This window comes from Bacillus sp. 275 (assembly GCF_001999205.1).
GTDB lineage: Bacteria > Bacillota > Bacilli > Bacillales > Bacillaceae > Bacillus > Bacillus velezensis.
In genome coordinates this window covers 2070862-2092983 of the sequence record NZ_CP019626.1, presented here as the reverse complement: position 1 = coordinate 2092983, position 22122 = coordinate 2070862, and the positions used below count along the sequence as shown (strand labels likewise).

At 44.9% G+C, this 22122-nt stretch carries 23 protein-coding genes and 1 pseudogene; 9 read left to right on the top strand and 15 right to left on the bottom strand.

Annotated features, from left to right (window positions below; translation table 11 throughout):
* Positions 1 to 3 precede the first annotated feature (3 nt).
* Positions 4 to 147 (top strand): YycC family protein, encoded by a 144-nt coding sequence (locus BZ167_RS10015; RefSeq protein ID WP_007407902.1) that lies wholly within the window; start codon positions 4 to 6, stop codon positions 145 to 147.
* An 88-nt stretch (positions 148 to 235) separates the two neighbouring features.
* A pseudogene (locus tag BZ167_RS10010) lies at positions 236 to 484 on the top strand (hypothetical protein); the annotation flags it as partial.
* Positions 485 to 563: 79 nt separating this feature from the next.
* Here BZ167_RS10010 and BZ167_RS10005 read toward each other — a convergent pair.
* The 10 genes from BZ167_RS10005 to BZ167_RS20135 form a co-directional block, all read right to left on the bottom strand.
* Positions 564 to 1856: a glycosyltransferase family 4 protein gene (locus tag BZ167_RS10005; protein WP_077392045.1), complete on the bottom strand. Its 1293-nt coding sequence runs from the start codon at positions 1854 to 1856 to the stop codon at positions 564 to 566.
* A gap of 22 nt (positions 1857 to 1878) precedes the next feature.
* Entirely contained in the window at positions 1879 to 2934 is a 1056-nt protein-coding gene (locus tag BZ167_RS10000) for a phosphotransferase (RefSeq protein WP_039253176.1), read from the bottom strand.
* The gene (locus tag BZ167_RS09995) at positions 2927 to 4114 is read right to left on the bottom strand and encodes a carboxylate--amine ligase (protein ID WP_061861062.1); all 1188 of its coding nucleotides are present in this window, start codon (positions 4112 to 4114) and stop codon (positions 2927 to 2929) included. The genes BZ167_RS10000 and BZ167_RS09995 overlap by 8 nt, the downstream gene beginning before the upstream one ends.
* Complete coding sequence (locus tag BZ167_RS09990) at positions 4104 to 5438, bottom strand: glycosyltransferase family 4 protein (protein ID WP_061861063.1); 1335 nt, start codon at positions 5436 to 5438, stop codon at positions 4104 to 4106. Before BZ167_RS09990 ends, BZ167_RS09995 begins: the two co-directional genes overlap by 11 nt.
* Complete coding sequence (locus tag BZ167_RS09985) at positions 5435 to 6091, bottom strand: PIG-L deacetylase family protein (protein ID WP_015418623.1); 657 nt, start codon at positions 6089 to 6091, stop codon at positions 5435 to 5437. Before BZ167_RS09985 ends, BZ167_RS09990 begins: the two co-directional genes overlap by 4 nt.
* An 87-nt stretch (positions 6092 to 6178) precedes the next feature.
* On the bottom strand, positions 6179 to 6742 hold the full coding sequence (locus BZ167_RS09980) for a kinase (RefSeq protein ID WP_224462931.1): 564 nt from the start codon (positions 6740 to 6742) through the stop codon (positions 6179 to 6181).
* A gap of 142 nt (positions 6743 to 6884) precedes the next feature.
* Entirely contained in the window at positions 6885 to 7334 is a 450-nt protein-coding gene (rplI, locus tag BZ167_RS09975; protein WP_004393063.1) for a 50S ribosomal protein L9, read from the bottom strand.
* Positions 7331 to 9310, bottom strand: a complete 1980-nt coding sequence (locus tag BZ167_RS09970; protein WP_007407911.1) for a DHH family phosphoesterase — start codon at positions 9308 to 9310, stop codon at positions 7331 to 7333. Before BZ167_RS09970 ends, rplI begins: the two co-directional genes overlap by 4 nt.
* A 30-nt stretch (positions 9311 to 9340) precedes the next feature.
* Positions 9341 to 10276, bottom strand: a complete 936-nt coding sequence (locus BZ167_RS09965; RefSeq protein ID WP_015418625.1) for a YybS family protein — start codon at positions 10274 to 10276, stop codon at positions 9341 to 9343.
* A 243-nt stretch (positions 10277 to 10519) separates the two neighbouring features.
* A complete protein-coding gene (locus BZ167_RS20135) occupies positions 10520 to 10672 on the bottom strand; it encodes a hypothetical protein (protein WP_004393059.1) in 153 nt (50 codons plus the stop codon).
* 133 nt (positions 10673 to 10805) lie between these two features.
* Here BZ167_RS20135 and BZ167_RS09960 point away from each other — a divergent pair, with 133 nt between their 5' ends.
* The gene (locus BZ167_RS09960; RefSeq protein ID WP_007407913.1) at positions 10806 to 11291 is read left to right on the top strand and encodes a spore coat protein; all 486 of its coding nucleotides are present in this window, start codon (positions 10806 to 10808) and stop codon (positions 11289 to 11291) included.
* A gap of 36 nt (positions 11292 to 11327) precedes the next feature.
* Here BZ167_RS09960 and BZ167_RS09955 read toward each other — a convergent pair whose 3' ends face one another.
* A complete protein-coding gene (locus BZ167_RS09955; protein ID WP_007615010.1) occupies positions 11328 to 11699 on the bottom strand; it encodes a winged helix-turn-helix transcriptional regulator in 372 nt (123 codons plus the stop codon).
* Between the two features lie 206 nt (positions 11700 to 11905).
* Between BZ167_RS09955 and BZ167_RS09950 the strand changes: the two genes are divergently transcribed.
* The 5 genes from BZ167_RS09950 to BZ167_RS09930 all read left to right on the top strand — a co-directional run bounded on the left by BZ167_RS09950 (position 11906) and on the right by BZ167_RS09930 (position 18065).
* Complete coding sequence (locus BZ167_RS09950) at positions 11906 to 12835, top strand: manganese-dependent inorganic pyrophosphatase (RefSeq protein ID WP_004393053.1); 930 nt, start codon at positions 11906 to 11908, stop codon at positions 12833 to 12835.
* A gap of 183 nt (positions 12836 to 13018) precedes the next feature.
* Positions 13019 to 13936 (top strand): EamA family transporter, encoded by a 918-nt coding sequence (locus tag BZ167_RS09945; RefSeq protein WP_279586901.1) that lies wholly within the window; start codon positions 13019 to 13021, stop codon positions 13934 to 13936.
* A gap of 347 nt (positions 13937 to 14283) precedes the next feature.
* Positions 14284 to 15705: a glycoside hydrolase family 68 protein gene (locus tag BZ167_RS09940; RefSeq protein WP_015418628.1), complete on the top strand. Its 1422-nt coding sequence runs from the start codon at positions 14284 to 14286 to the stop codon at positions 15703 to 15705.
* A gap of 73 nt (positions 15706 to 15778) precedes the next feature.
* Positions 15779 to 17323, top strand: a complete 1545-nt coding sequence (locus tag BZ167_RS09935; RefSeq protein WP_077392043.1) for a glycoside hydrolase family 32 protein — start codon at positions 15779 to 15781, stop codon at positions 17321 to 17323.
* 79 nt (positions 17324 to 17402) lie between these two features.
* The gene (locus BZ167_RS09930; RefSeq protein WP_064115189.1) at positions 17403 to 18065 is read left to right on the top strand and encodes a GntR family transcriptional regulator; all 663 of its coding nucleotides are present in this window, start codon (positions 17403 to 17405) and stop codon (positions 18063 to 18065) included.
* Between the two features lie 77 nt (positions 18066 to 18142).
* Here BZ167_RS09930 and BZ167_RS09925 read toward each other — a convergent pair whose 3' ends face one another.
* The 3 genes from BZ167_RS09925 to BZ167_RS09915 form a co-directional block, all read right to left on the bottom strand.
* A complete protein-coding gene (locus BZ167_RS09925) occupies positions 18143 to 18652 on the bottom strand; it encodes a DinB family protein (protein ID WP_077392042.1) in 510 nt (169 codons plus the stop codon).
* Between the two features lie 52 nt (positions 18653 to 18704).
* Entirely contained in the window at positions 18705 to 19922 is a 1218-nt protein-coding gene (locus BZ167_RS09920; RefSeq protein WP_077392041.1) for an MFS transporter, read from the bottom strand.
* 165 nt (positions 19923 to 20087) lie between these two features.
* Complete coding sequence (locus BZ167_RS09915) at positions 20088 to 20960, bottom strand: LysR family transcriptional regulator (protein ID WP_031379208.1); 873 nt, start codon at positions 20958 to 20960, stop codon at positions 20088 to 20090.
* A 126-nt stretch (positions 20961 to 21086) separates the two neighbouring features.
* Between BZ167_RS09915 and BZ167_RS09910 the strand changes: the two genes are divergently transcribed.
* Entirely contained in the window at positions 21087 to 21665 is a 579-nt protein-coding gene (locus BZ167_RS09910) for a LysE family translocator (RefSeq protein ID WP_012118916.1), read from the top strand.
* A gap of 83 nt (positions 21666 to 21748) precedes the next feature.
* On the opposite strand, the gene BZ167_RS09905 is transcribed toward BZ167_RS09910, so the two are convergent.
* The gene (locus BZ167_RS09905; protein ID WP_015240972.1) at positions 21749 to 22117 is read right to left on the bottom strand and encodes a DUF1304 domain-containing protein; all 369 of its coding nucleotides are present in this window, start codon (positions 22115 to 22117) and stop codon (positions 21749 to 21751) included.
* Between the last annotated feature and the right edge of the window lie 5 nt (positions 22118 to 22122).

The following is a 22122-nucleotide window of genomic DNA, read 5'->3' as shown; positions in this document are numbered from 1 at the left end:
CACATGAAACCGCTGCAAATTTCCGCCGAAACGGCGCAAAAGCTCGCAGAATCACTGAATATGCCGCTTGAGAGAATCATGCACATGCCTCAGCACATTCTGCTTGCCAAATTAGCTGAAGTCCAAAAAGAGAACGATCACAAATAAAGGCTGCTCTCTCATATATATGTGCGGGAGGCGGAAGCGATGGCTTTCCGCCTCTTTTTTTGTGAAGAAAATTTTGGTAAAACATTCTTTGAACGGAACCGATCCGATTTTAACCGTCTCTCAGCTGAAAAAACTTGTTGACGAAGGAAAAGTGAAACATTTCTTATTATCCGGAAACAATTCAGGCAACACAAAGCTTGTCTCATGGATGAAAAAGAACGGCACAAAAATCTCAGCTGACCGATACAGCACCGGAAAAACAAGCTCAGCCCGGCAAGGAATGACAGGCGGCCCGGGCGGACAAAGTCAGCAGACTCTGTATGAGATGAAAAAATAGTTCGGAAAGAGGCTGGATAGTTAAACGCCGGCCTCTTTATTTTGCTCTTGAAGCACCTGCCATGCGGCGCCGGTATCATTCAGAAAAATGATTGATAAATCCTTTCTATTTTTGAAACCATCAGTTCCTGACGCAGATGCCGGCCGGCATAGGAGCGCGCTTCTTTTCCAAGCCGTTTCCTGAGAGACTGATCCGTAATCAGCATTACGAGAGCATCAGCAAGTTCGCGGCTGTTGCCGGGCTGACAGATAAGCCCTGTGGCCTCATGCCGGATCATCTCAGGGATTCCTCCGCAGTCAGTTGCGACAATGGCTTGACCTGAGAACATCGCTTCGATGATCGCTATAGGGAAATTATCATTCAATGTCGGCAGGACAAATATAGATGATTCAGCCAAAAGCGCCGGCACATCACGTCGTTTTCCGAGGAAAAACACATTTGAGAGGCCCAGTTTCCGTCTCTTCTCTTCCAGAAACCCTCTCATGTTTCCGTCTCCGATGATCCATATATCAACTCCGGATAAATGGTGCCGGATGCGGGCGAGAGCGTCCAGCAGCACATCATGTCCTTTTCGCTCGGTCAGACGGGAAACGCACGCGATCACGAGCTTTTCAGCACGTTTTGACTCAGGGGCATCCTGAATGTGAATACCGGTATGAACAGTCTTCAGCTGGGCTTCCTTCGCTCCGTACTCCAGCAAGGGCTCGTGAAAGGAGTCGCTGATTGTAATGATTTTATCCGAAGCCCGAATACCCTGCCTTTCTATTTCACTGAAATATGCCTCTTCTATTGAACCCTTTTGGATTTTATGAAACTTCATCCGGCTTTTCGTAAAATGTCCGTGCGGCGTGAAAAAAAGAGGACGCTGGTACGTTTGATTAAGGTATCCCAGCAAAAATACCGCAAATAAATCCTGCGCGTGAAACAGGTCATATTGTTCTAAGTCTTTCTCCTTCAAAAATCTTTGAAAGACATGTAAATAGCTGAGATTCTTCACAAACTTTTTGTTTGCGGCGCCGTATCTGCCAACAAGAAACGCTCTGATCTCGTCAGCGGCCCGCGGGATATCTTCCTGAAAAAAAGTTGGCGGCATTTGGAGCGGCGAGATGACATCCGCCTGATGACCGATGCGCTCAAAACCCGTCTTAATTGATGTGATATAACTCGCCAACCCTCCGACATTCGGGTAACGGAGAAAAGTTGCGTACAGAATACGCAATGGCTTTTTTCGTTTAGGGGAGCTTTTTCCTTCCGCACAGAACGAATACAGCATCTCTGGCTCACCTTGATGTTCGATCCCGTAAAATTGATCCATGACGCGCAATAAGGCTAGAGGCACCAGACCGTTCGGCTTGCCGATCTCTTCTTTCACATCCGCTCCCCCTCTCTCAAACTTATAATCCTAATTCCCGTCCCCATTTTGACACTTTGTCAACATGATACGGCAGCAGTTCTCCTCCCCGATTGTCGAAGATTCTCCGCAATTGGGTATGAAGCCCTTTTTCAAGTGTTCTCTGCAAATAAGCCATTTTGTAAAGCGTCATAGGAGGGGTCTGAAAATGAATGCCCCGCTTTTTCATTTCTTTCGTATACACTTTTACGCAATACGTCCGAATATCTTCTGCGTGCCGGCTCCAATCTTTTCTGAAGCCAAGCAGAATTTCAACCAGCACCGTCATATCAAACCAAACCGGCGCGTATTTTGCGGATTCCCAATCGATGAATTGAATATCCCACGGTTCATGTCCGGACGCATCGTGGGTGCAGATATTCTGCATATGAAGATCACCGTGTGTGATGGCTGAGCCGTTTTGTATCAATTCAGGGAAAAAATCCGGCTCCTCCTGCTCAAGCAAGTTTGTGATTTGCCAATAATGAGGCTTCACGATATCTTTTGTGCGCTCATCTTTAAGAGCCCTATCCAATAATTCCGCTGTCTTTTTGATCTGCTTTTTACGCCCTTTTCTCATGGTTTCCGATCCATATACCGGCAGCCACGACCGCCATTTACCGTCAGAAATATTCTTGTTTTCAAAGGTGCGGCTGTGCAGTTCTGCGACAGACGGAATAATATACTTGAAATGCTTCGGGTGAAATGTAAGCTGTCCCCTGATCTGGCTGACAAACTCCATAAATATCCACGTTTCATGGTCACTTTCTTCTATAAGATAGATATCCGGCAGCAAATCCCCTAAAACAGAACGGGCTTTGCCGTATATATTAATCTCGACCTTATTTTTTTCACGGGAAGATTTATATACTTTCAATATCAGCGGAACAGTGCCGGATTTTTTCTTTACAGACAGTTTATAAATGGCGCTTCTGTCCGTCGATTTCAGGCATGTGATGTCATCCGGATTCAACGCAGCCCTTTCACCGAACGAATACGACAGTTTTTCGTCAATTCTCAGTTTTTGAAATGCGCCATACAAAATCTCCTTTTCATACATGCCGATCTTCCTTCCGCTTCCGTTTCCAGCTGTTTTTGAGATGAGACCAAGTGCTTCTGATAAATGGCATCGGGTCATTCCAAGCAAAAAGAGCGTACTCTTTTTTTCCTTTACACCCTTTCCAAAAATCCCGGAACGTCATTTCTCCTCTTTTTCGTTTCTTCAAAAATGTTAAGAAATAACGCACCTCATAAATCCAGTTGATTCCGTCTTTTTGTTCGAGCTGGGGCTTCACATGTTGTCCGGTCAAATACAGATAGTACATGTAAACGAAATGAACGCCTGCCGGTTCTGTCAGGCTATGGCTGAGCCAAAAGCGCGGATTAATTTCGATAAACTTGTAAACATTGTCCCGGGGATCCTTTTTAAATTCCGCCATGCCTACTCCCTTCAGCTGAATCGCTTCAAAAAACGGCAGGGTCTTCTCGATTAAATCAGGAAGCCGTTTGCTGACGACGTGGGCCCCCGCGCCAAAATCAGCAGGGAATTGATGGTTCTTTTGCAGAGAGAATAGGCCCATTAATTTCATTTGGTCATCATAAAAAGTGGCGACTTTATAAAAACACTGGTTGTCTCCGGGGATGATCTCCTGCACGAGCAGTTCTCCATTTTCTCTGTAGGAGCTGAACTCCTTGCGCAATTGTGCGGCATCCTTCATTACAATTGCTTTTTTGTTTACTTTTTTTCTGTATTCATGGCCGGCCACCGGTTTTAAAATACACGGGAAGTCAATATTAGCGATGGCCTCTTCCAGCTCATCCCGGTTGTTCGGAAAAAAGGTTTTCGGGCAGGGGATGTGATGCTTGACCGCTAATTCATATGCTTTGCTTTTATCTAAAACCGTTTCTAACAGAGAGCGGCTCGGGAGCAAAAATAAAAAAAAACCGGCTAATGTCTCGCGGAATTTAGATATAAATCCCGCATAATCATCAGATCCTGCGTACAGAACCGGCTTTGCTTGGAACCGCTTCCCGAAATCAGTCAGAAATGTCAGCAGTTCTTCCTCTTGTGTTAAAGGGCTGGGACATATCCCGCAATCTGCCAATCTTGATTTTCCGATACGATAAGGTCCCTCCGTGTCAAACGCGTAAACATCGATTCCTCTTCGGGCCAGGCTGCGAATGATCCCAATCCCGTTTGCACTGAAATCAAGTACAACGGCTGCATGTTCATGTTTCATGATCTCCCTCCGAGCTGTTGGTATTTTGATAAATCGATTCGATATTTTTTATCATCGTCTCACTGCTTAAATATTTCTCCGCGTAGGCCTTTGCGTTTGAAGCAGCCTTCTCCCGCGCAGATTTGTTAGAGATAAAAAACGCTAAAGCCCGGGCAAGAACCTTTGCATTTCCCGGCTCGACAATAAGCCCCGTTTTGTTATGGCGGATCAGATCCGGAATACCCCCGCAATCGGTCGCGATGATAGCCGAGCCGCTGAACATCGCTTCAATAATCGAAATAGGCAGACTATCATTAATGGTCGGCAGTACGAATATGTCCGTCATATTCAAAATAGCGGGAACATCATCTCTTTTTCCTAAAAAGGAGACCATAGACAGATTCAGTTTTCGAGCCTGTTCCTCTAAGGCGCTCCTCATCTCTCCGTCGCCCGCGATCAGCACTTCAACATGTTCAAGTAGATCAGACGGAATTCGTGAAAGTGCGTCAAGCAAATGATTATGTCCTTTTCTCGGGCCTAATCTTGCAATACACGAGATGATGATCTTATTTTTCGGTACCGGGGTTTTTCTTTTCCCGCCTGTTTTTGCATCGTAATCGATTCCTGTGATCACCGTTGTCATGTCTTTCTGTTCGGCTCCGAGCTTCATGAGCGGGCTACGGAACGTATCGCTGATAATAATCAGGCGATCTGCATATTCAATGGCTTTCATCTCTAGTTTTTTATAATAAAACTCTTCTACCGATCCTTTTTTAAAGATGTGAAATTTAAGTCTGTTGAAAGTAAACATGCCATGCGGTGTAAAAAACAAAGGTTTCTTATAGATTTGATTGAATCTGCCTAATATATTGGCTGTAAATAAATCTTGAGCATGAAACACATCATATTTTTCCAGATGAATCTTTTGAAGCATTTGCTCGTATATAAACATCAGCCGATTATTCTTCAAAATATGATCACTGTAATCCCCGTATCTGTCACTAAAGAAATCTTTTAATTTCGGAACAACATCCGCCCGCAGTTCTTTTACCTGTGCGGACGGAAACAGATTAGGGGATATGACATCGACCTTATGACCTCTTTTTTTCAGTCCTTCACTAAGCGTTTTAATATAGTTTGATAAACCGCCCGTGTGCGGGTAGTCCCAAAACGTGGCAATCAAAATGGATAACTTCTTTTTTTTCCTGTATAACCGCGGAATATGATGTTCATGTTTCAACTGTGTCTTTACTGCCGCCTTTTTTCGCGGGCGCGTTTTGACCCCGTAGTAGCGGTCAAGCGTCTGGACCATATACGGATAGGGGACGGAAAATGTCTTGATCATTTCCAGATCCTCCGCACGACTTCAAAAGCTTCGGCGTATTCCACACCCGCCGTCATCCCCCTGACTCTTCCTAAATGTTTTACGCCTTCATATGAACGGGGATGAGGGTAATCCCTCATTTCTACGTCATAGTGGTGAAGCGCCGCGAGTTTGGCATCCATTGTGTCTGTGATGTTAACGAAGTAATTAGGCTTGAAGAGTTTATCAGCCGTATTCCTCTCCCACTCGCTTGAAGATAGCGTTTCGAACGTAAGCAGTTCGATAGGTTTTTGATTCGGAAGCGGTCTGGCGGCTGTTAAAACTGCTTGGAATGTTCTCTGGTGATCCATATTGATATCGCCGTAATGATGTGTAAAGATTTTTTCAGGCTGATAGACGCGAATGAGCTGCTCTAATTCTTTGACAAGCTTATGAAGAGGGATACATTCCAGCTCTAAATTCGTATGCTCCAAAAAGATGACTTTCTCAATTCCAAGCTCTTGATTCGCGCGTTCGCCTAATTGTTTAATATGATGAGCTTCTTCTTTTCTTCCTAATGCCGTAATAATGGAAACCACTTTATATCCTTCATTGATCAGCCGTTTTATGGTGCCCGCTGCTCCCAATAGTTCATCATCGGGATGAGCGCCGATAACCATAATGTATTCTGCCATTTTTTCCACACTCCACCAAACAAATGTTACAAATATCATATGACGACCCTAAAAAAAGGAAACTTACATATGCGGATTTTCAGAAACTTACATGTGCGGCTGCCATTCCAGGTAACGTGACGGATTTAATTTTTTTATAGTGTTCAAAAACTCATCCGCCAAGCCGTATTTGTCCAGTCCTTTTAATAGTTTTACGGGAAACCGGGTAATGGTGGAAAAAGCTCTTTTATGGTCGATGACTTTAAGACTTCCGTGTTCATTGATCAGAATGTGCCTGATTTCGGCATCCCATCTGGTAAAACCGATTCTTTTTAATTCATCCAGCATATTTAAAATATCAGCAGTCAGTTTGACGGACAGGGATTTTTCTTTTCTGATATGGCGGGCAAGAGAGGTGCCTTGGATGTATTCCATCACAATATAATGATCTCCGTATTCATACAGTCTTGGAATCACCGGGGAACCTTGTCCGGTCTTTAAAGCCGCCAATTCCTTCTTGCATGTCCCTTTTTCAAAGAAGTATTTTACGCATTTGTTGTGTGTTAAGCGGTAGACTTCCCCGTCTTTTCCGTCTCCGATCAGCGGATAGTGCTCCAGCGCCTTTTTATTCTCCGGATTATTAAAATATGTTTCAGAAAAAAATCGTTTCATACCGACACATCCTTCGTTATGATGTAATATAATATGCAATCTGGTAACGATCGGAAATGAAACAATCTCATCATTTTCTTGCGCTGCGCGGTCTGCTGACATGAAAAAAAACCCGCCGGATCGGCGGGTTTTTCATTGTGTATTACGCTTCTTCTTTTACGTGAACCTTCAGCACAGCCTGAACTTCAGGGTGCAGCTTTACAGGAACGTTTGTATATCCCAGTGTGCGGATACCGTCTTGGAGCTCCAGTTTCCGTTTATCCACTTTAATCTTATGCGTTTTTTGCAGCGCTTCTGCAATTTGTTTGCTTGTGACAGATCCGAATAGACGGCCGCCTTCACCGGATTTGGCACTCAGCTCAACAGTCAGCTGTTCAAGCGTTTCTTTCAAATCTTTCGCTCTTTCAAGCTCGGCAATCGCTTCTTTTTTCTCTTTTTCTTTCTGTCCTTTCAATGCGCTGATGTTCGTCGCATTTGCTTCGACAGCGAGGCCTTTTTTAATGAGAAAGTTATGTGCATAACCGTCTGCTACGTTTTTCATTTCGCCTTTTTTTCCTTTACCTTTTACATCTTGTAAGAAAATAACCTTCATCTCTGAACGCCTCCCTCAAAATATTCATCAATGGCTTCCTTCAGCCGGACGAGCGCTTCTGAGACAGAAATGCCCGATAACTGGGTTGCCGCATTGGTTAAATGCCCTCCGCCATCCAGCGCCTCCATAATAATCTGCACATTGACCTCGCCCAGCGATCTCGCACTGATGCACACCGTATGCTCATCCCGTCTGGCTACCGCAAATGAAGCTTCCACTTCACTCATCGATAAGAGGGAATCAGCCGCCTGCGCAATCAGCACCTGGTCAAAGTACTCCTCTTCGTTCTCAGGAAGAGAAGCAATCGCGATATGTTCTTTATAAAGAGACGTATGCTGGATCAGCTTCGCCCGCTTGATATAAGAACCGACCGATTCTTTGAGAACTTTCTGCACCAGAACCGTATCTGCGCCTTTCGCTCTCAAATAAGAAGCGGCGTCGAACGTCCGCGAGCCCGTGCGAAGGGAAAAGCTCTTCGTATCCACTATTATACCAGCTAACAGGGCCGTCGCTTCAATCATATTGATTTTGAGCCGCTTCGGCTGGTATTCAAGCAGCTCCGTCACGAGTTCTGCGGTGGATGAAGCATATGGCTCCATATAAACGAGCAGCGGGTCTTTAATAAATTCCTCGCCTCTGCGGTGGTGGTCAATCACAACGATGTGCTCGATTTTGTTCACGAGACGCTCTTCCATCACAAGGGATGGTTTATGTGTATCAACGACGACAAGCAGCGTGTCGTCATTTGAAATTTCCATCGCCTCTTCCGGCGTGATGAACCGCGACCACAGCTCTTCATATTTCTTAATTTCTTCAATCAGACGCTGAACACTTGATCCGATCTGGTTCGGATCAATGACGATGTAGCCTTCTTTGCCGTTGGCCTGCGCCACCTTCAATATTCCGATTGCGGCTCCGACTGCGTCCATATCAGGAAATTTGTGCCCCATGATAATGACATTGCTGCTTTCTGAGACAATTTCCTTGAGCGCGTGAGAAATCACCCGGGCGCGCACCCTTGTGCGCTTCTCCATCGGATTCGTTTTGCCGCCGTAAAATTTCACCTTGCCGTTCGGCATTTTGATCGCCACTTGGTCGCCTCCGCGGCCGAGAGCCAAATCGAGGCTGGACTGCGCCAGATCTCCAAGCTCCTTCAAGGAAGAAACCGATGCGCCGATCCCGATGCTGAGGGTCAAAGATACAGTGTGAACGGATGTTTTTTCTCGGATTTCATCCAAAATCGAAAATTTCGCGTTTTCAAGCTCCGTTAAAATGTGTTCATTTAACACCGCGATAAACCGCTCCGAGGACGTCCGTTTCAGGAAAATGCCGTACTCCTGCGCCCACGCATTTAATAATGAGGTGACCTGGCTGTTCATCGTGCTTCTCGTTTGGTCATCCAGCCCCTGTGTGACGTCATCATAGTTATCTAAGAAGATATATGCCAGCACGGTTCTCTCATTTTCGTACTGCTTTTCAATCTGAATCTGTTCTGTCACATCAAAGAAATAAAGCAGGCGCTCATCTCTTTTAATCACTACTTTAAACTTCCGCTCATTCAAGGTGATCGTTTCCGAATCGACCTCCTGCTTGATCAGCGGCACAACGGCCTCGCATGTGTCATACAGCGAGCGTCCGACGAGCGTGCTTTCATTAAAACAGGAAGACAAAAACGGATTCGCCCACTCAATGTAATATTGATCATTAAACAGCATAATTCCGATAGGCATTTCCATTAATGCCTCTTCGCCTACTTTTTTCAATCTATACGATAACGTGGAGATATAATCGTCAATTTCTTTTCTGATCAGAGAATCCGCACGCTTAATGAAAAACAAGATCACGGCGAGCAGCACAACGCCAATGGCTCCTATCAGCCAGTTAAAGTAAATGCTGATGAGAATTATGATGATTGACAATGCAATCAATGCATAGATGGGATACCGAAACAACGGTTTTTCATAAAAACTAGGCATTTCTATCAACTCCCCACCTGTAAGTCACACTCAATTTCGCGTCACCTTATTTCTTATGTTAAAGCCTATGTCAATGATGCCTAAGAGGAGATACACGGACAAGATGAGCGGAAAAAGCACCCCCAGCACAATTGCTAATACAGGAACGGCTTTCGGCATCTCCATTTCGCGGCAATAGAAAAAAATAAACGCTAATCCTTGAATACAAATCAGCAAGCTGAGAATAAATCCCCCATTCAATGAAACCGAATACAGCATATGCCCTTTTTCTAAAGGGAGAAACCCTAATATCGTCACAATAAAATACAGAATGACAACGCTTTGCGGGAGTTTGAGCTCTCTAAAAGGCTTCATCTTCGGAAGATCAGGGGAAAATCGCCGTAAAAGCGGCCTTGCCATAGCATAACTGAGGAAAGAAAAAACGATGCCGGTCAATACGAGCACTGTCGGAAAAAGATATTGAACCGTGCTCAGCTGACTTTCCATCAGCTTGATCTGCTTCCCGAACTGGTCTCCGTAACCGAGCTGTTTTGACATGGTATCAGCCACAGACAGCGACTCCCGAAGCTGGGACATGGTGGTATCAACCACATTCATATTAAGAAACACGATGCTGACCACAAAAAAAACGACGCCGCACAGCACATACGCCATAGCGCCGGCAGCAACCGCATAGCCGGGCTGTTTCTTTTTAAAATAAAATCCCATGGCGATTCCCGTACAGGCCGCCGTAAAAGCGCCTGTAAGCCCGGTAAACGAACCTACAATAAAGCTGACAGGAAGGCTGGCAAGCCCCATCCATACCCCGGGCTTCAGACCGTGCCGAATGGTGTAAAGAATGATCGGCAGCGGCAAAGCAAAGAGAAGAATTGCCCCCAGTAAAGGGAGGTACACGACCAAAAGGGAAATGATTGCAAAAATACTGATCAAAATGGCGCCTTCTATTAGAGCCCTTGTATTTTTCACTTACTCACCTCAAACCTTGTATCATTCGAACATACGAATAGAAAAGAGCAGCTTAGACGACTGCTCTTTTGACGCCGCAATGTCTCTTTCAAGACCTGAATTTTCCATAAACTCTCCAAAATACACGTATATATTTTAACATAAGTCGAAATCGCAAGTAAAATGAGCGCGGACAGCCGCAATGTTCCATGTGAAACATGAAAACAGACAAACGGACATCCCAGTGAAAGAATGCCCGTTGTATCAGTGATCCTGATCATCCATGAAACCAGAAGTATCTCTGTTTTTCTTTTTGGTTTTTCGTACATATAACAAGACGATAACGATAAGTAAGAGAGTGGTCGCCTGCAAAACCCCGCTGCTGAAAAGGAAGAAGTTCTTTATCATGTCCCACATATAGTTTCACCTCTATTTCGTATTTCCTTTACATTGAGTTTCCCTTTCTGGAAACTTCAAAACATCAGGAACAACATCGGGACCGGGGCATATGCTGAAAGTGAAAATGAAGGATAAAGGAGATTCTTACACCATGACTGAGCGGAGAACATTAGCATGGCATGAAACGTTAGAACTGCATGAGTTAGTAGCTTTCCAGGCAAACGGACTTGTGAAATTAAAAAGAACAGAGCGGGACGTAAGCGATGCCAGATTAAAACAGCTCTACAGATTTTCCATCCATTCGCTGGAACAAAATCTGCGTGAACTGCTTCCTTTCTTCCCTGAAGCTCCCGCTTTTCGTGAGGATGAAACAGAAGAGCGCGCTGATTCCTCCTTTTACAGCGGCGGCCTGCTCATTCTGGCCAAAACATCTGTCCGCAATTATGCCGGAGCCATTACAGAGACGGCCACACCTCAATTAAGACACGTCTTCGTCAAGCACTTAAACGCGGCCATCAAGTGGCACCAAATGGTCTTTGAGTATATGGAAGAACGGGGTCAATATCCGGCTTACAACCTGAGCGAATTGCTGAAAAATGATGTACGCAATGCCAGAAAAGCCATCGCGATGAAATAAAAAAAAGCAGCAAGGAATTTAATCCTTTGCTGCTTCTTATTTTTGAGCGGACTGATCTTGAGGAGACGTTTTTTCCCGGTATGCCTCGAGAAACTCCCGGTTGGCATCTCCCCATTTCTTCATTTGCAAAACGATCGGTTCCAGCGACCTGCCGAATTCGGTAAGAGAATACTCCACCTTTGGAGGCACCTGCTGATATACCTCGCGATGCACGATGCCGTCCGCCTCAAGCTCGCGAAGCTGAAGCGTCAGCATACGCTGCGTAATGCTGGGGCAAATGCGCCGAAACTCATTAAACCGCTTTTTTCCGCCGATCATATGATAAAACAAAATACCCTTCCACTTTCCGCCGATAACGGAAAGCGTCAGTTCAACCGGACAACCTTCTTTATTCGGATATATGTTCATTTTTCATCCTCCATAGTACCTTTTTTGATACTATATGCTGATTAGCATCTGACTTACCCAGTATTTTACTCGCAACCCTCCCCACCTCTCAACAAAAATGCTTCTTTTTCACATCAATTTTTAAGGTTTTGAAGATTACACCCTCCTCAAGACGTGTTAAACTATAAAAAGATTGTTTACACTACAAAAAAGGACAAGGAGTTATTATGGAAAAAATTCTTATTTTCGGACATCAAAACCCAGACACAGATACCATTTGCTCTGCCATTGCCTACGCTGATCTAAAAAATAAACTCGGCTTCAATGCTGAGCCCGTCCGCCTCGGACAAGTCAACGGCGAAACACAATACGCGCTTGATTATTTTAAGCAGGAAAGCCCGCGTTTGGTGGAAACAGCCGCAAACGAAGTAAACGGCGTCATCCTTGTTGACCACAATGAACGCCAGCAAAGCATCAAGGATATCGAAGACGTTCAGGTTCTTGAAGTTATCGACCACCACCGTATCGCCAACTTCGAAACAGCGGAACCTCTTTACTACCGTGCTGAGCCGGTCGGCTGTACGGCTACGATCTTAAACAAAATGTACAAAGAAAATAACGTGAAAATCGAGAAAGAAATTGCGGGCCTCATGCTGTCAGCAATCATTTCCGACTCTCTGTTATTTAAATCTCCGACTTGCACGGAGCAAGATATCGCAGCGGCAAAAGAGCTTGCTGAAATTGCCGGCGTAGATGCGGAAGAGTACGGCTTAAACATGCTGAAAGCGGGCGCCGACTTAAGCAAAAAAACTGTGGAAGAACTGATTTCTCTTGATGCGAAAGAGTTCACGCTCGGCAGCAAAAAAGTCGAAATCGCCCAAGTCAACACAGTTGATATTGAAGATGTTAAAAAGCGGCAGCCGGAATTAGAAGCGGCTCTTTCAAAAGTAATTGCTGAGAAGAACCTTGACCTGTTCCTTCTCGTGATTACGGATATTCTGGAAAACGATTCCCTTGCGCTTGCCATCGGTGATCAAGCGTCAAAAGTGGAAAAAGCATTCAACGTGACTTTAGAAAACAACACGGCTCTTTTAAAAGGCGTCGTATCCAGAAAGAAACAAGTCGTTCCTGTTTTAACAGACGCGATTGCAGAATAACCAACACACCCCGGAAACCAGCCGGGGTGTTTTTTTATTGCTCATTCATCAGACGGCCGTTTCGTAAGCGCTTTCCTCCGAAAATCATTTTGACGGAATTTAATATACAATATATAATATATCACATGGAGGACGTTCATTTCCTAATTATTGTTAGTTACTATCACAACGTCAGAATCGGGGGTGTCTATCCTGGAAAAACACGCTGCTCTTTCTTATTCACGAACAACAGGCATTTGGCTTGTGCTGACAGGAGCTATCTTATGGGGGGTCTCGGGAACGGTTGCCCAGTATCTGTTCCAGCACCGCCATTTTAATACAGAATGGCTGACTTCAGTGCGCCTTCTGGTGTCAGGGGCGCTTCTGCTCGGCATCGCGTACCGCAAAGAAAAAGGACGGATATGGGCTGTTTGGAAAGACAGACGGGACAGAATTCCCCTTCTTTTATTCGGGATTTTCGGAATGTTAGGCGTTCAATACACCTACTTCGCGGCAATTGAGTACGGCAACGCGGCCGCTGCTACCGTTCTTCAGTATTTAGGGCCGGCGATCATTACATGCTTTTTAGCGATTCGCGCAAAGAGAATTCCTTCAGCAAAAGAGCTGCTCGCCGTCTTATTGGCGGTTGCCGGCACATTCATTTTGGTCACGCACGGGAATGTCGGAAGCCTGTCCATATCCGGTCTGGCCGTCTTTTGGGGCATCAGTTCGGCGTTTGCACTGGCGTTTTACACCCTTCAGCCGCATCGTCTGCTGAAGAAATGGGGATCGGCCATTATTGTCGGATGGGGCATGCTGATCGGCGGAGCCGCCCTCAGCTTGATCCGCCCGCCCTGGACATTTGAAGGCGAGTGGTCCTTTCCTGCATATGCCGCGATCGTGTTTATCATCATTTTCGGAACGCTCATCGCTTTTTATTGCTACTTGGAAAGCCTGAAATATCTGAGTGCCTCTGAAACCAGCCTGCTCGCCTGTGCAGAGCCGCTGTCGGCAGCTTTTTTAGCTGTGATCTGGCTGCATGTTCCCTTCGGAATATCAGAATGGCTGGGTACTTTGCTGATTTTAGCTACCATCGCTTTATTATCTATCAAGCAAAAATAATCTCTCTTTTTTAGAGAGGTTTTTTCCTAGGCCCAGAGCACCCATTAGTCTCAATTACCCATATATTAAAAGGCCTTTTTTCATTTTACTATCATCCAAAAGAGGAAAATAGACCAGTTGTCAATAGAATCAGAGTCTAATAGAATGATGTCGACAAGTAAATCATGCAGGATTGTTACTGATAAAGCAGGCAAGACCTAAAATGTGTTAAGGGCAAAGTGTATTCTTTGGCGTCACCCCATACATATTTTAGGTCTTTTTTTCTGTAACAAACCTGCCATCCATGAATGCAGGAGGATCGAATCGGCAGATCGCAAAAAAAGGTACATACAAAAGGAGACATGAACATGAACATCAAAAAATTTGCAAAACAAGCCACAGTTCTAACTTTTACGACTGCACTTCTGGCAGGGGGAGCGACTCAAGCCTTCGCGAAAGAAAATACCCAAAAACCTTACAAAGAAACGTACGGCGTCTCTCACATCACACGCCATGATATGCTGCAGATCCCTAAACAGCAGCAAAGTGAAAAATACCAAGTGCCTCAATTCGACCAATCAACAATTAAAAATATCGAGTCCGCAAAAGGACTGGATGTGTGGGACAGCTGGCCGCTCCAAAACGCTGACGGAACAGTAGCTGAATACAACGGCTATCACGTCGTGTTTGCTCTTGCCGGAAGCCCGAAAGACGCTGATGACACATCCATCTACATGTTTTATCAAAAAGTCGGCGACAACTCGATCGACAGCTGGAAAAACGCGGGCCGTGTCTTTAAAGACAGCGATAAGTTCGACGCCAACGATGAAATCCTGAAAGAACAGACACAAGAATGGTCCGGTTCTGCAACCTTTACATCTGACGGAAAAATCCGTTTATTCTACACTGACTTTTCCGGTAAACATTACGGCAAACAAAGCCTGACAACGGCGCAGGTAAATGTGTCAAAATCTGATGACACGCTCAAGATCAACGGAGTGGAAGATCATAAAACGATTTTTGACGGTGACGGAAAAACATATCAAAACGTTCAGCAGTTTATCGATGAAGGGAACTATACATCCGGCGACAACCATACGCTGAGAGACCCTCACTACGTTGAAGACAAAGGCCATAAATACCTTGTATTCGAAGCCAACACTGGAACAGATAACGGATACCAAGGCGAAGAATCTTTATTTAACAAAGCGTACTACGGCGGCAGCACAAACTTCTTCCGTAAAGAAAGTCAGAAGCTTCAGCAAAGTGCTAAAAAACGCGATGCTGAATTAGCGAACGGCGCCCTCGGTATCGTAGAATTAAACAATGACTACACATTGAAAAAAGTCATGAAGCCGCTGATCACTTCAAACACGGTAACTGATGAAATCGAGCGCGCGAATGTTTTCAAAATGAACGGCAAATGGTATCTGTTCACTGATTCACGCGGTTCAAAAATGACGATCGACGGTATTAACTCCAACGATATTTACATGCTTGGTTATGTATCAAACTCTTTAACAGGTCCTTACAAGCCGCTGAACAAAACTGGTCTTGTACTGCAAATGGGTCTTGATCCTAACGATGTAACGTTCACTTACTCTCACTTCGCAGTGCCGCAAGCCAAAGGCAACAATGTCGTGATCACAAGCTACATGACAAACAGAGGCTTCTTTGAGGATAAAAAGGCAACATTTGCGCCAAGCTTCTTAATGAACATCAAAGGCAAGAAAACATCCGTTGTTAAAAACAGCATCCTTGAACAAGGACAGCTTACGGTTAACAACTAATAACAACAAAAAGAAAATGCCGATACTTCATTGGCATTTTCTTTTATTTCTCAACAAGATGGTGAATTCAATCATGGCACGAAAATGGCCCGTTGTAATATTGATCTTTTTGGGTGCGTTCCTGTTTGTCGGCTTACTGCCGAACAAAAACCACAATTCCTCTGACACAAACACGGAGCATAAGAAAGATTACCGGGCGGCGTATCATTTTACGACCCCGGACAAATGGAAAAACGACCCTCAAAAGCCCATTTTTTTCGAGGGGAAATATCATTACTACTATCTTTATAATCGGGATTACCCGAACGGCAACGGCACAGAATGGCGGCACGCCGTATCAGAGGACTTGGTGCACTGGACGGACGAAGGCACGGCTATTCCGAAATACACCAACGAAAACGGCGATATATGGTCCGGTTCTGTCGTCATTGATAAACACAACACCGCGGGCTTCGGCAAAAACGCGCTGGTCGCCGTCACGACGCAACCGACAGCCAAAACAAAAGCCCAGGAACAATATTTATGGTACAGCACGGATAAAGGAAAAACGTTTACTTCCTATAGTGATCAGCCCGTTATGAAAAACCCGGGAACTAAGGATTTCCGGGACCCGAAAGTGATCTGGGATGAACAGGATGACAAATGGGTGATGGCCATGGCCGAAGGCGAAAAAATCGGTTTTTATGAATCACCTGATTTAAAAAATTGGACATACACGGGCGGTTTTATCACTCAGCAGATCGGCCTCATCGAATGCCCCGACCTTTATATGATGCGTGCAGATGACGGAACAGCCAAGTGGGTTCTGGGCGCAAGCGCAAACGGCAAACCCGCAGGCAAACCGAATACGTACGCGTATTGGACCGGAAACTTTGACGGGAAGGAATTTACCGCCGATCAAGAAGAACCGCAATGGCTCGATTACGGCTTTGACTGGTACGGCGGCGTCACATTTGAGGACGGTAATAGCGAAGATCCGCTGACAAAACGCTATGCGCTGGCATGGATGAACAATTGGGATTATCCGAATGAAACACCGACACTAAAAAACGGCTTTAACGGTACGGATTCTATCGTCCGTGAAATCCGCCTTCAGCAGCAGGAAGGCGGCACATACAGCCTAGTGTCAGAGCCGGTTGAAGCATTGAACCAATTAACCTCTTCAACTGACAGCATAGAACACAAACAGGTGAACGGTTCAGAGACACTGCCGATCAAAGGTGACACATATCAGCTTGATATGGATATCGCTTGGTCAGATATCAAAAATGCAGGCGTCAGACTCAGAGAATCAGCAGACCAAAGCCGGCATATTGATGTCGGTATTTCAGCAGAAGACGGCTACGCCTATGTGAACAGATCGTTTACAGACCAGCCTGATAAAACCGGTGCATACGCCGAAAGCAAAGCCCCATTTGACGGAAACAAAGGGCGCGTCCATCTGAAAATTCTCGTGGATAAAACAAGTATTGAAGTATTTGCAGACGACGGAAAAACCGTTTTGACAAATGAAGTGTTCCCAAAACACGAAGATCAGGGAATCACGCTCTTTTCTGAAGGCGGCTCCGCTGACTTTCAGCATATTGAGATGAAGCATCTCGGTTCGATTCATTCTTAGACGTCCCTCTTCATTTCTAACCAGCGCCCGGACTGTGGTAAAATGCAAATATGTATACTACGATTCATGAGGTGTTCCATTGGATAATCAAAACAAAGAACCTGTGCTGAAAAGAACCATCATGCGGGACGAAGTGTATCGCACACTCAGAAACTGGATCATAACGGGCAAGCTCAAACCGGAAACAAAGTTAAAGGACAAGGATTTGTCGGAAACATTGGGAATCAGCCGCACCCCGATACGGGAAGCCTTATTGCGGCTGGAAGATGACGGCTTGGTGATAACAAAAGCGAACAGATGGACGCTTGTCGCTCCGATTGAGTTAAAAGAAGCGGAAAACTTGTATTCCATCGTCTGGACGCTTGAAAAACTCGCATTGCAGCAAGCTCTCCCGCGTATGGACGATGCCGTGATTCAGGAATTGAAACAGCTGAATGAAAACCTTCTTCAAACAATGAAAGACGGCGATAAACTGGCCATCCTGGAAGCGGACAATGCATTTCACCATCGCATCATTCTGCTTGCGGACAACGCTGAACTTCACAAATTGCTAGTAAGCCTGAAAGTCAAAATTCAGAGACTGGAAATCCGCTATTTCAGTGAAAACGGCGCTTTAAACAGATCATATAATGAACACTCTGATATCATTCACGCATTAGAACAGCAAGATGCCGCCGCTGCTTTTACAGCGCTTGAAGCGAATTGGAAAAACAGTTTAGAACGGCTGCAGAACATGGCATAGCAAACGAAAAAGCCAAATCACTCATATGATTTGGCTTTTTTACGGATATCACAAGACAGCCGCGTTGGCTGTCTTGTTTACTTTTTGTTTATATATAAATACATACCGTAATCCGTCGGCACAGAAGCATACCCGATCTGTCTGAGCATGGCTGTTATATTCCCGCGATGATACGTTCCGTGGTTCACAACATGCAGGATCATATCGGCCGCTGCGGTTTTCATGATGTCACCTGACGGATGCTCTATTTCAAGGGGGAGATTGATATTTTCTTCCTTTTGCAAAAATAATTGATACCGGTCTGATAATTCCGAGAACATATCTTCCAGCTCTTCTATCTCTTTAGACAAGATGTCCTCTTTTTGCTGTTCAGCTGATTTCAGCGTATCCTCCAGACGCTCTCCGGAGAACACATCAAACCACCCCTTATCCGACAGATACACATGAGTCAATACACCGGCTATCGACGGAAAGACACTTTGAATCTCCTTACGGTACACATCCTCCGGAAGCTCTTTAAGCCGGGTGAATATTTGCTGATTTGCCCAAAGATGATAATCATACAATTGCAGTGCCAGATGTCCCACATTACCCTCTCCTCTCTCGATATATAGAACGTACGTTCCTCATTATACTACACTACATGCGGCTTTGTACCAATTTCTTCATTCGCAGCTGAGAAAATCCGATAAAAGCCGAAATTAATAAGAGGAGGCCTGCACCAATATAAATAAACCGCACGCCGAATACATCCGAGATAACCCCCGTTCCGATAATGGAAAACATAAAAATGAACTGAACTAAAGCTGATCTCGCCGCTAATATATTAACCCGTGTCTTTTCGGTCGTGATGTTTTGAAGCAATGTTTCCTGCGTGAGATCTCGTAATACACAAGCCGGCCCCATACACAGCACCAGAAAAAGGGCCGTAACGGCGCTTGTGATCAACCCATAAATAAACGTGAACATTCCATATGCCAAGGCTCCCGTCAGCATAAGCGGAATGAGATGATGCTGAAACTTACCGGATAACTTATAGATGATCAGTCCGCCGATCATTGTCCCTGCATAATAGACTCCGTTGACATACCCCCACCAAGCCTCTCCTTTATGAAGGACGTCATGCACATAAGTCAAGGACACAGACCCAATCCATATCATGCCTGCCCACGATTCGATCACATCCATCACAATGAGAACCCTGAGCTGTTTTTGCTGAAATAAATACACCCAGCCGCTTGCCGCATCTGCAAAAAGGGAACGTTCCCTGACTGCTGCCGGCGCACACATGCGTACTTGAAGAAACAGAATGATGCCCAAAACCGAAGAAACCAATAACATGACAGTGACGATCATTGTATCGCTCTCTCCCAAGAACGCTATGATGACGCCGCCGAGAGACCACCCCGCAAACTGAACGGTCTGATCCGCCGCAGATAATAAACCGTTCGCTTTCGCCCTTCGATCAGGAGGAATGATTTCCCCAATCAGCGCGCTTTTTATCGGAGCAAACCATCCGTTGCAAAAAGAAATGCCTCCGATCAGACAAAACATCAGAAAAAAGAATGCGGATGAACCGGTTTGGATGACAAAAAACAAACAGACTAACAGTGTGATCTGAATCAATTGAGAACCGATTAACAAAGAACGAAGCGTGAACCGGCCGGTGACCAGCGGCAAAACGGCGCTGCCCAATACGCGACATACAATGCTGACGAACGTCATAAGAGAGGCCATCGCCGTCGAACCGGTTTTTGTAAACAAAAACAAGATGACAGCCATCGTATAAAGTGAGAACCCCAAGTTGATAGCGGTCTGGCTGTATAAAATAGCGTAATACGCTCTCTTCATATTCATCTTCTCACTCCCTGATTATGTAAATCATACCATATTTGCCGATCAGCTCTCTTTTTTTTTAAAGAAGGTAGGTATGGAGTCAAAAAACAGCTGGCTGACATCGAAAATGTCATTAAGATTCCGGACAAAAACAAAAGCCGATGCGCGCAGGCATCGGCTTTCAAATTAACCTATCATCTCAAGAACAAGCGACACAAAAGCTTCAGCGGCCGGAAGCTGCCATTTTTTCTTTTTGACCAGCATATGAGAATAAAGCCGCTCGAACGGCTCAGACTGCTGAAGAATTTTCAGCTTCCCCGCTTTTACCTCTTCTTTTACCGTAATATAAGGTAAAACGGAGAAACCGAGTCCGCTCATCACCGTCTGCTTAATGGCCTCTATACTCCACAATTCCATTGTTTGTAAATGACTGATATCATGTTTGACGAGAAATCGTTCAAACATGGTCCGATAGCTGCATCCTTCTTCATTTGTAATAAAAAAGTGCTTGCCGCTTTGTTGATAGTCGTCAAAATGATCCGGTGCGTCACTGCCCGCCACGAGGACGATGCGTTCCTCCAATAAAGAATGATGTATGCATTTTTCCATTTGTATCTCCGGATATACCATAAATGCAATATCCACGCGGCCGCTTACTAATTCCACCTGATTCTGCCCGCATGTTCCGTTGCTCAATATGATATTGACGTTCGGATACTTTATGGAATATTCTCTGATAATCGGCCCCAGTCTGGAAATGGTCAAAGACTCCGGCGCCGCAATTTTTAAAACGCCCTTCACCTCGTGAATGCTTTGCATATTTTTGATCTTGTCATGGGCGGAAAGTAAATCCTCGGCTAACGGTATCAGCTCTCTCCCTAAAGGCGTCAGTTTCAGACGCCTTTTTTCGTACGTAAATAATGCGCCGCCGATCTCCTGTTCAAGCGCCTGAATATGAGTCGTAATCGTCGACTGCGTGTATCCCAGCTTCGCCGCGGCCCTTGTATAGCTTCCCTTATCTACAATGGCCTGAAATGTAATAAGATGTCTGATCTCCATATGAATTCACCTCTAAGATGTATCGAAAAAATCAATAATGCGATTTTATTTTTCAATTTTATTTATAACTATTCTTATCATACAATAAAAAACGGTTCCATCACATTAGCAAATGAAGGTGATTTAATGAGTATCATAGCTTTTCTTTCTTATGTCCTGATGACATCTATTACACCCGGACCGAGCAATATTTTAATGATGAATGAAGCGCGCAGAGCCGGCTTTATCGGTTCATGGCGTTTTAACGGCGGAATCCTGACGGGATTTGCAGTGCTCGGCATTCTCAGCGGTCTGTTTACCATGAGTGTTTATCATTGGATTCCCGTCGTGGAACCTTACTTTAAAATTGCCGGAGCCGTCTATTTGCTCTATTTGGCTTGGCAGATCTCGCTGCCCAAAACATCAAAAGGCGATTCTGAAAAAACCCGATCGTCTTTTCTATCGGGATTTCTGTTTCAAATGATCAATATAAAGAGTATTTTATTCTTTTTAACCTTAATGAGCGCTTTTATATTGCCATTTCAGCACACGTATCCATTGATTGCGTTCTGGCTCGCGTCGGCTATTCTCCTGGGCTGGGCGGCTTTACTGCTGTGGTCGGCGTTCGGCTCTGTTTTTAAACATCTCTTTGAGAAACACGATAAAGCGTTTCGCATCGTGATGTGTCTGCTGCTCATCTATTCTGCGGTAAGCATTTATCTGTAATTCAAAAAAGATCCGCCTAAGGAATGATTTTCAAAACAGAATAAAAAAGAGGGCTTCCTTTCCGGAAGCCCTCTTTCCGTCTGCTACGCCAATAAAAGAAAAATAAGCGCTAAAACTGCCGGAAGTCCTTGTTTTACGATAATTGATTTGTTTGAAGTAAAGCCTCCGAAAATGGCCGCGATGACCACGCAGATGACGAAAAACATTTGAATCATATGGCCAATCGGATCAGCTCCGAGGATCAGCCCCCAAATGAGGCCGGCAGCCAGAAATCCATTATACAGACCCTGATTTGCAAACATGACCGCTACATTCCGATCACCTTCTAAATGCTTCGGCAATTTGAAGGACCGCTTAGCTGCCTTCGAATTGATAAAAAACATTTCAAGTATCATGATAAATACATGTTCTAAAGCTACAATTCCGACGAAAACAGCTGCAATAATCTCCACTGTCC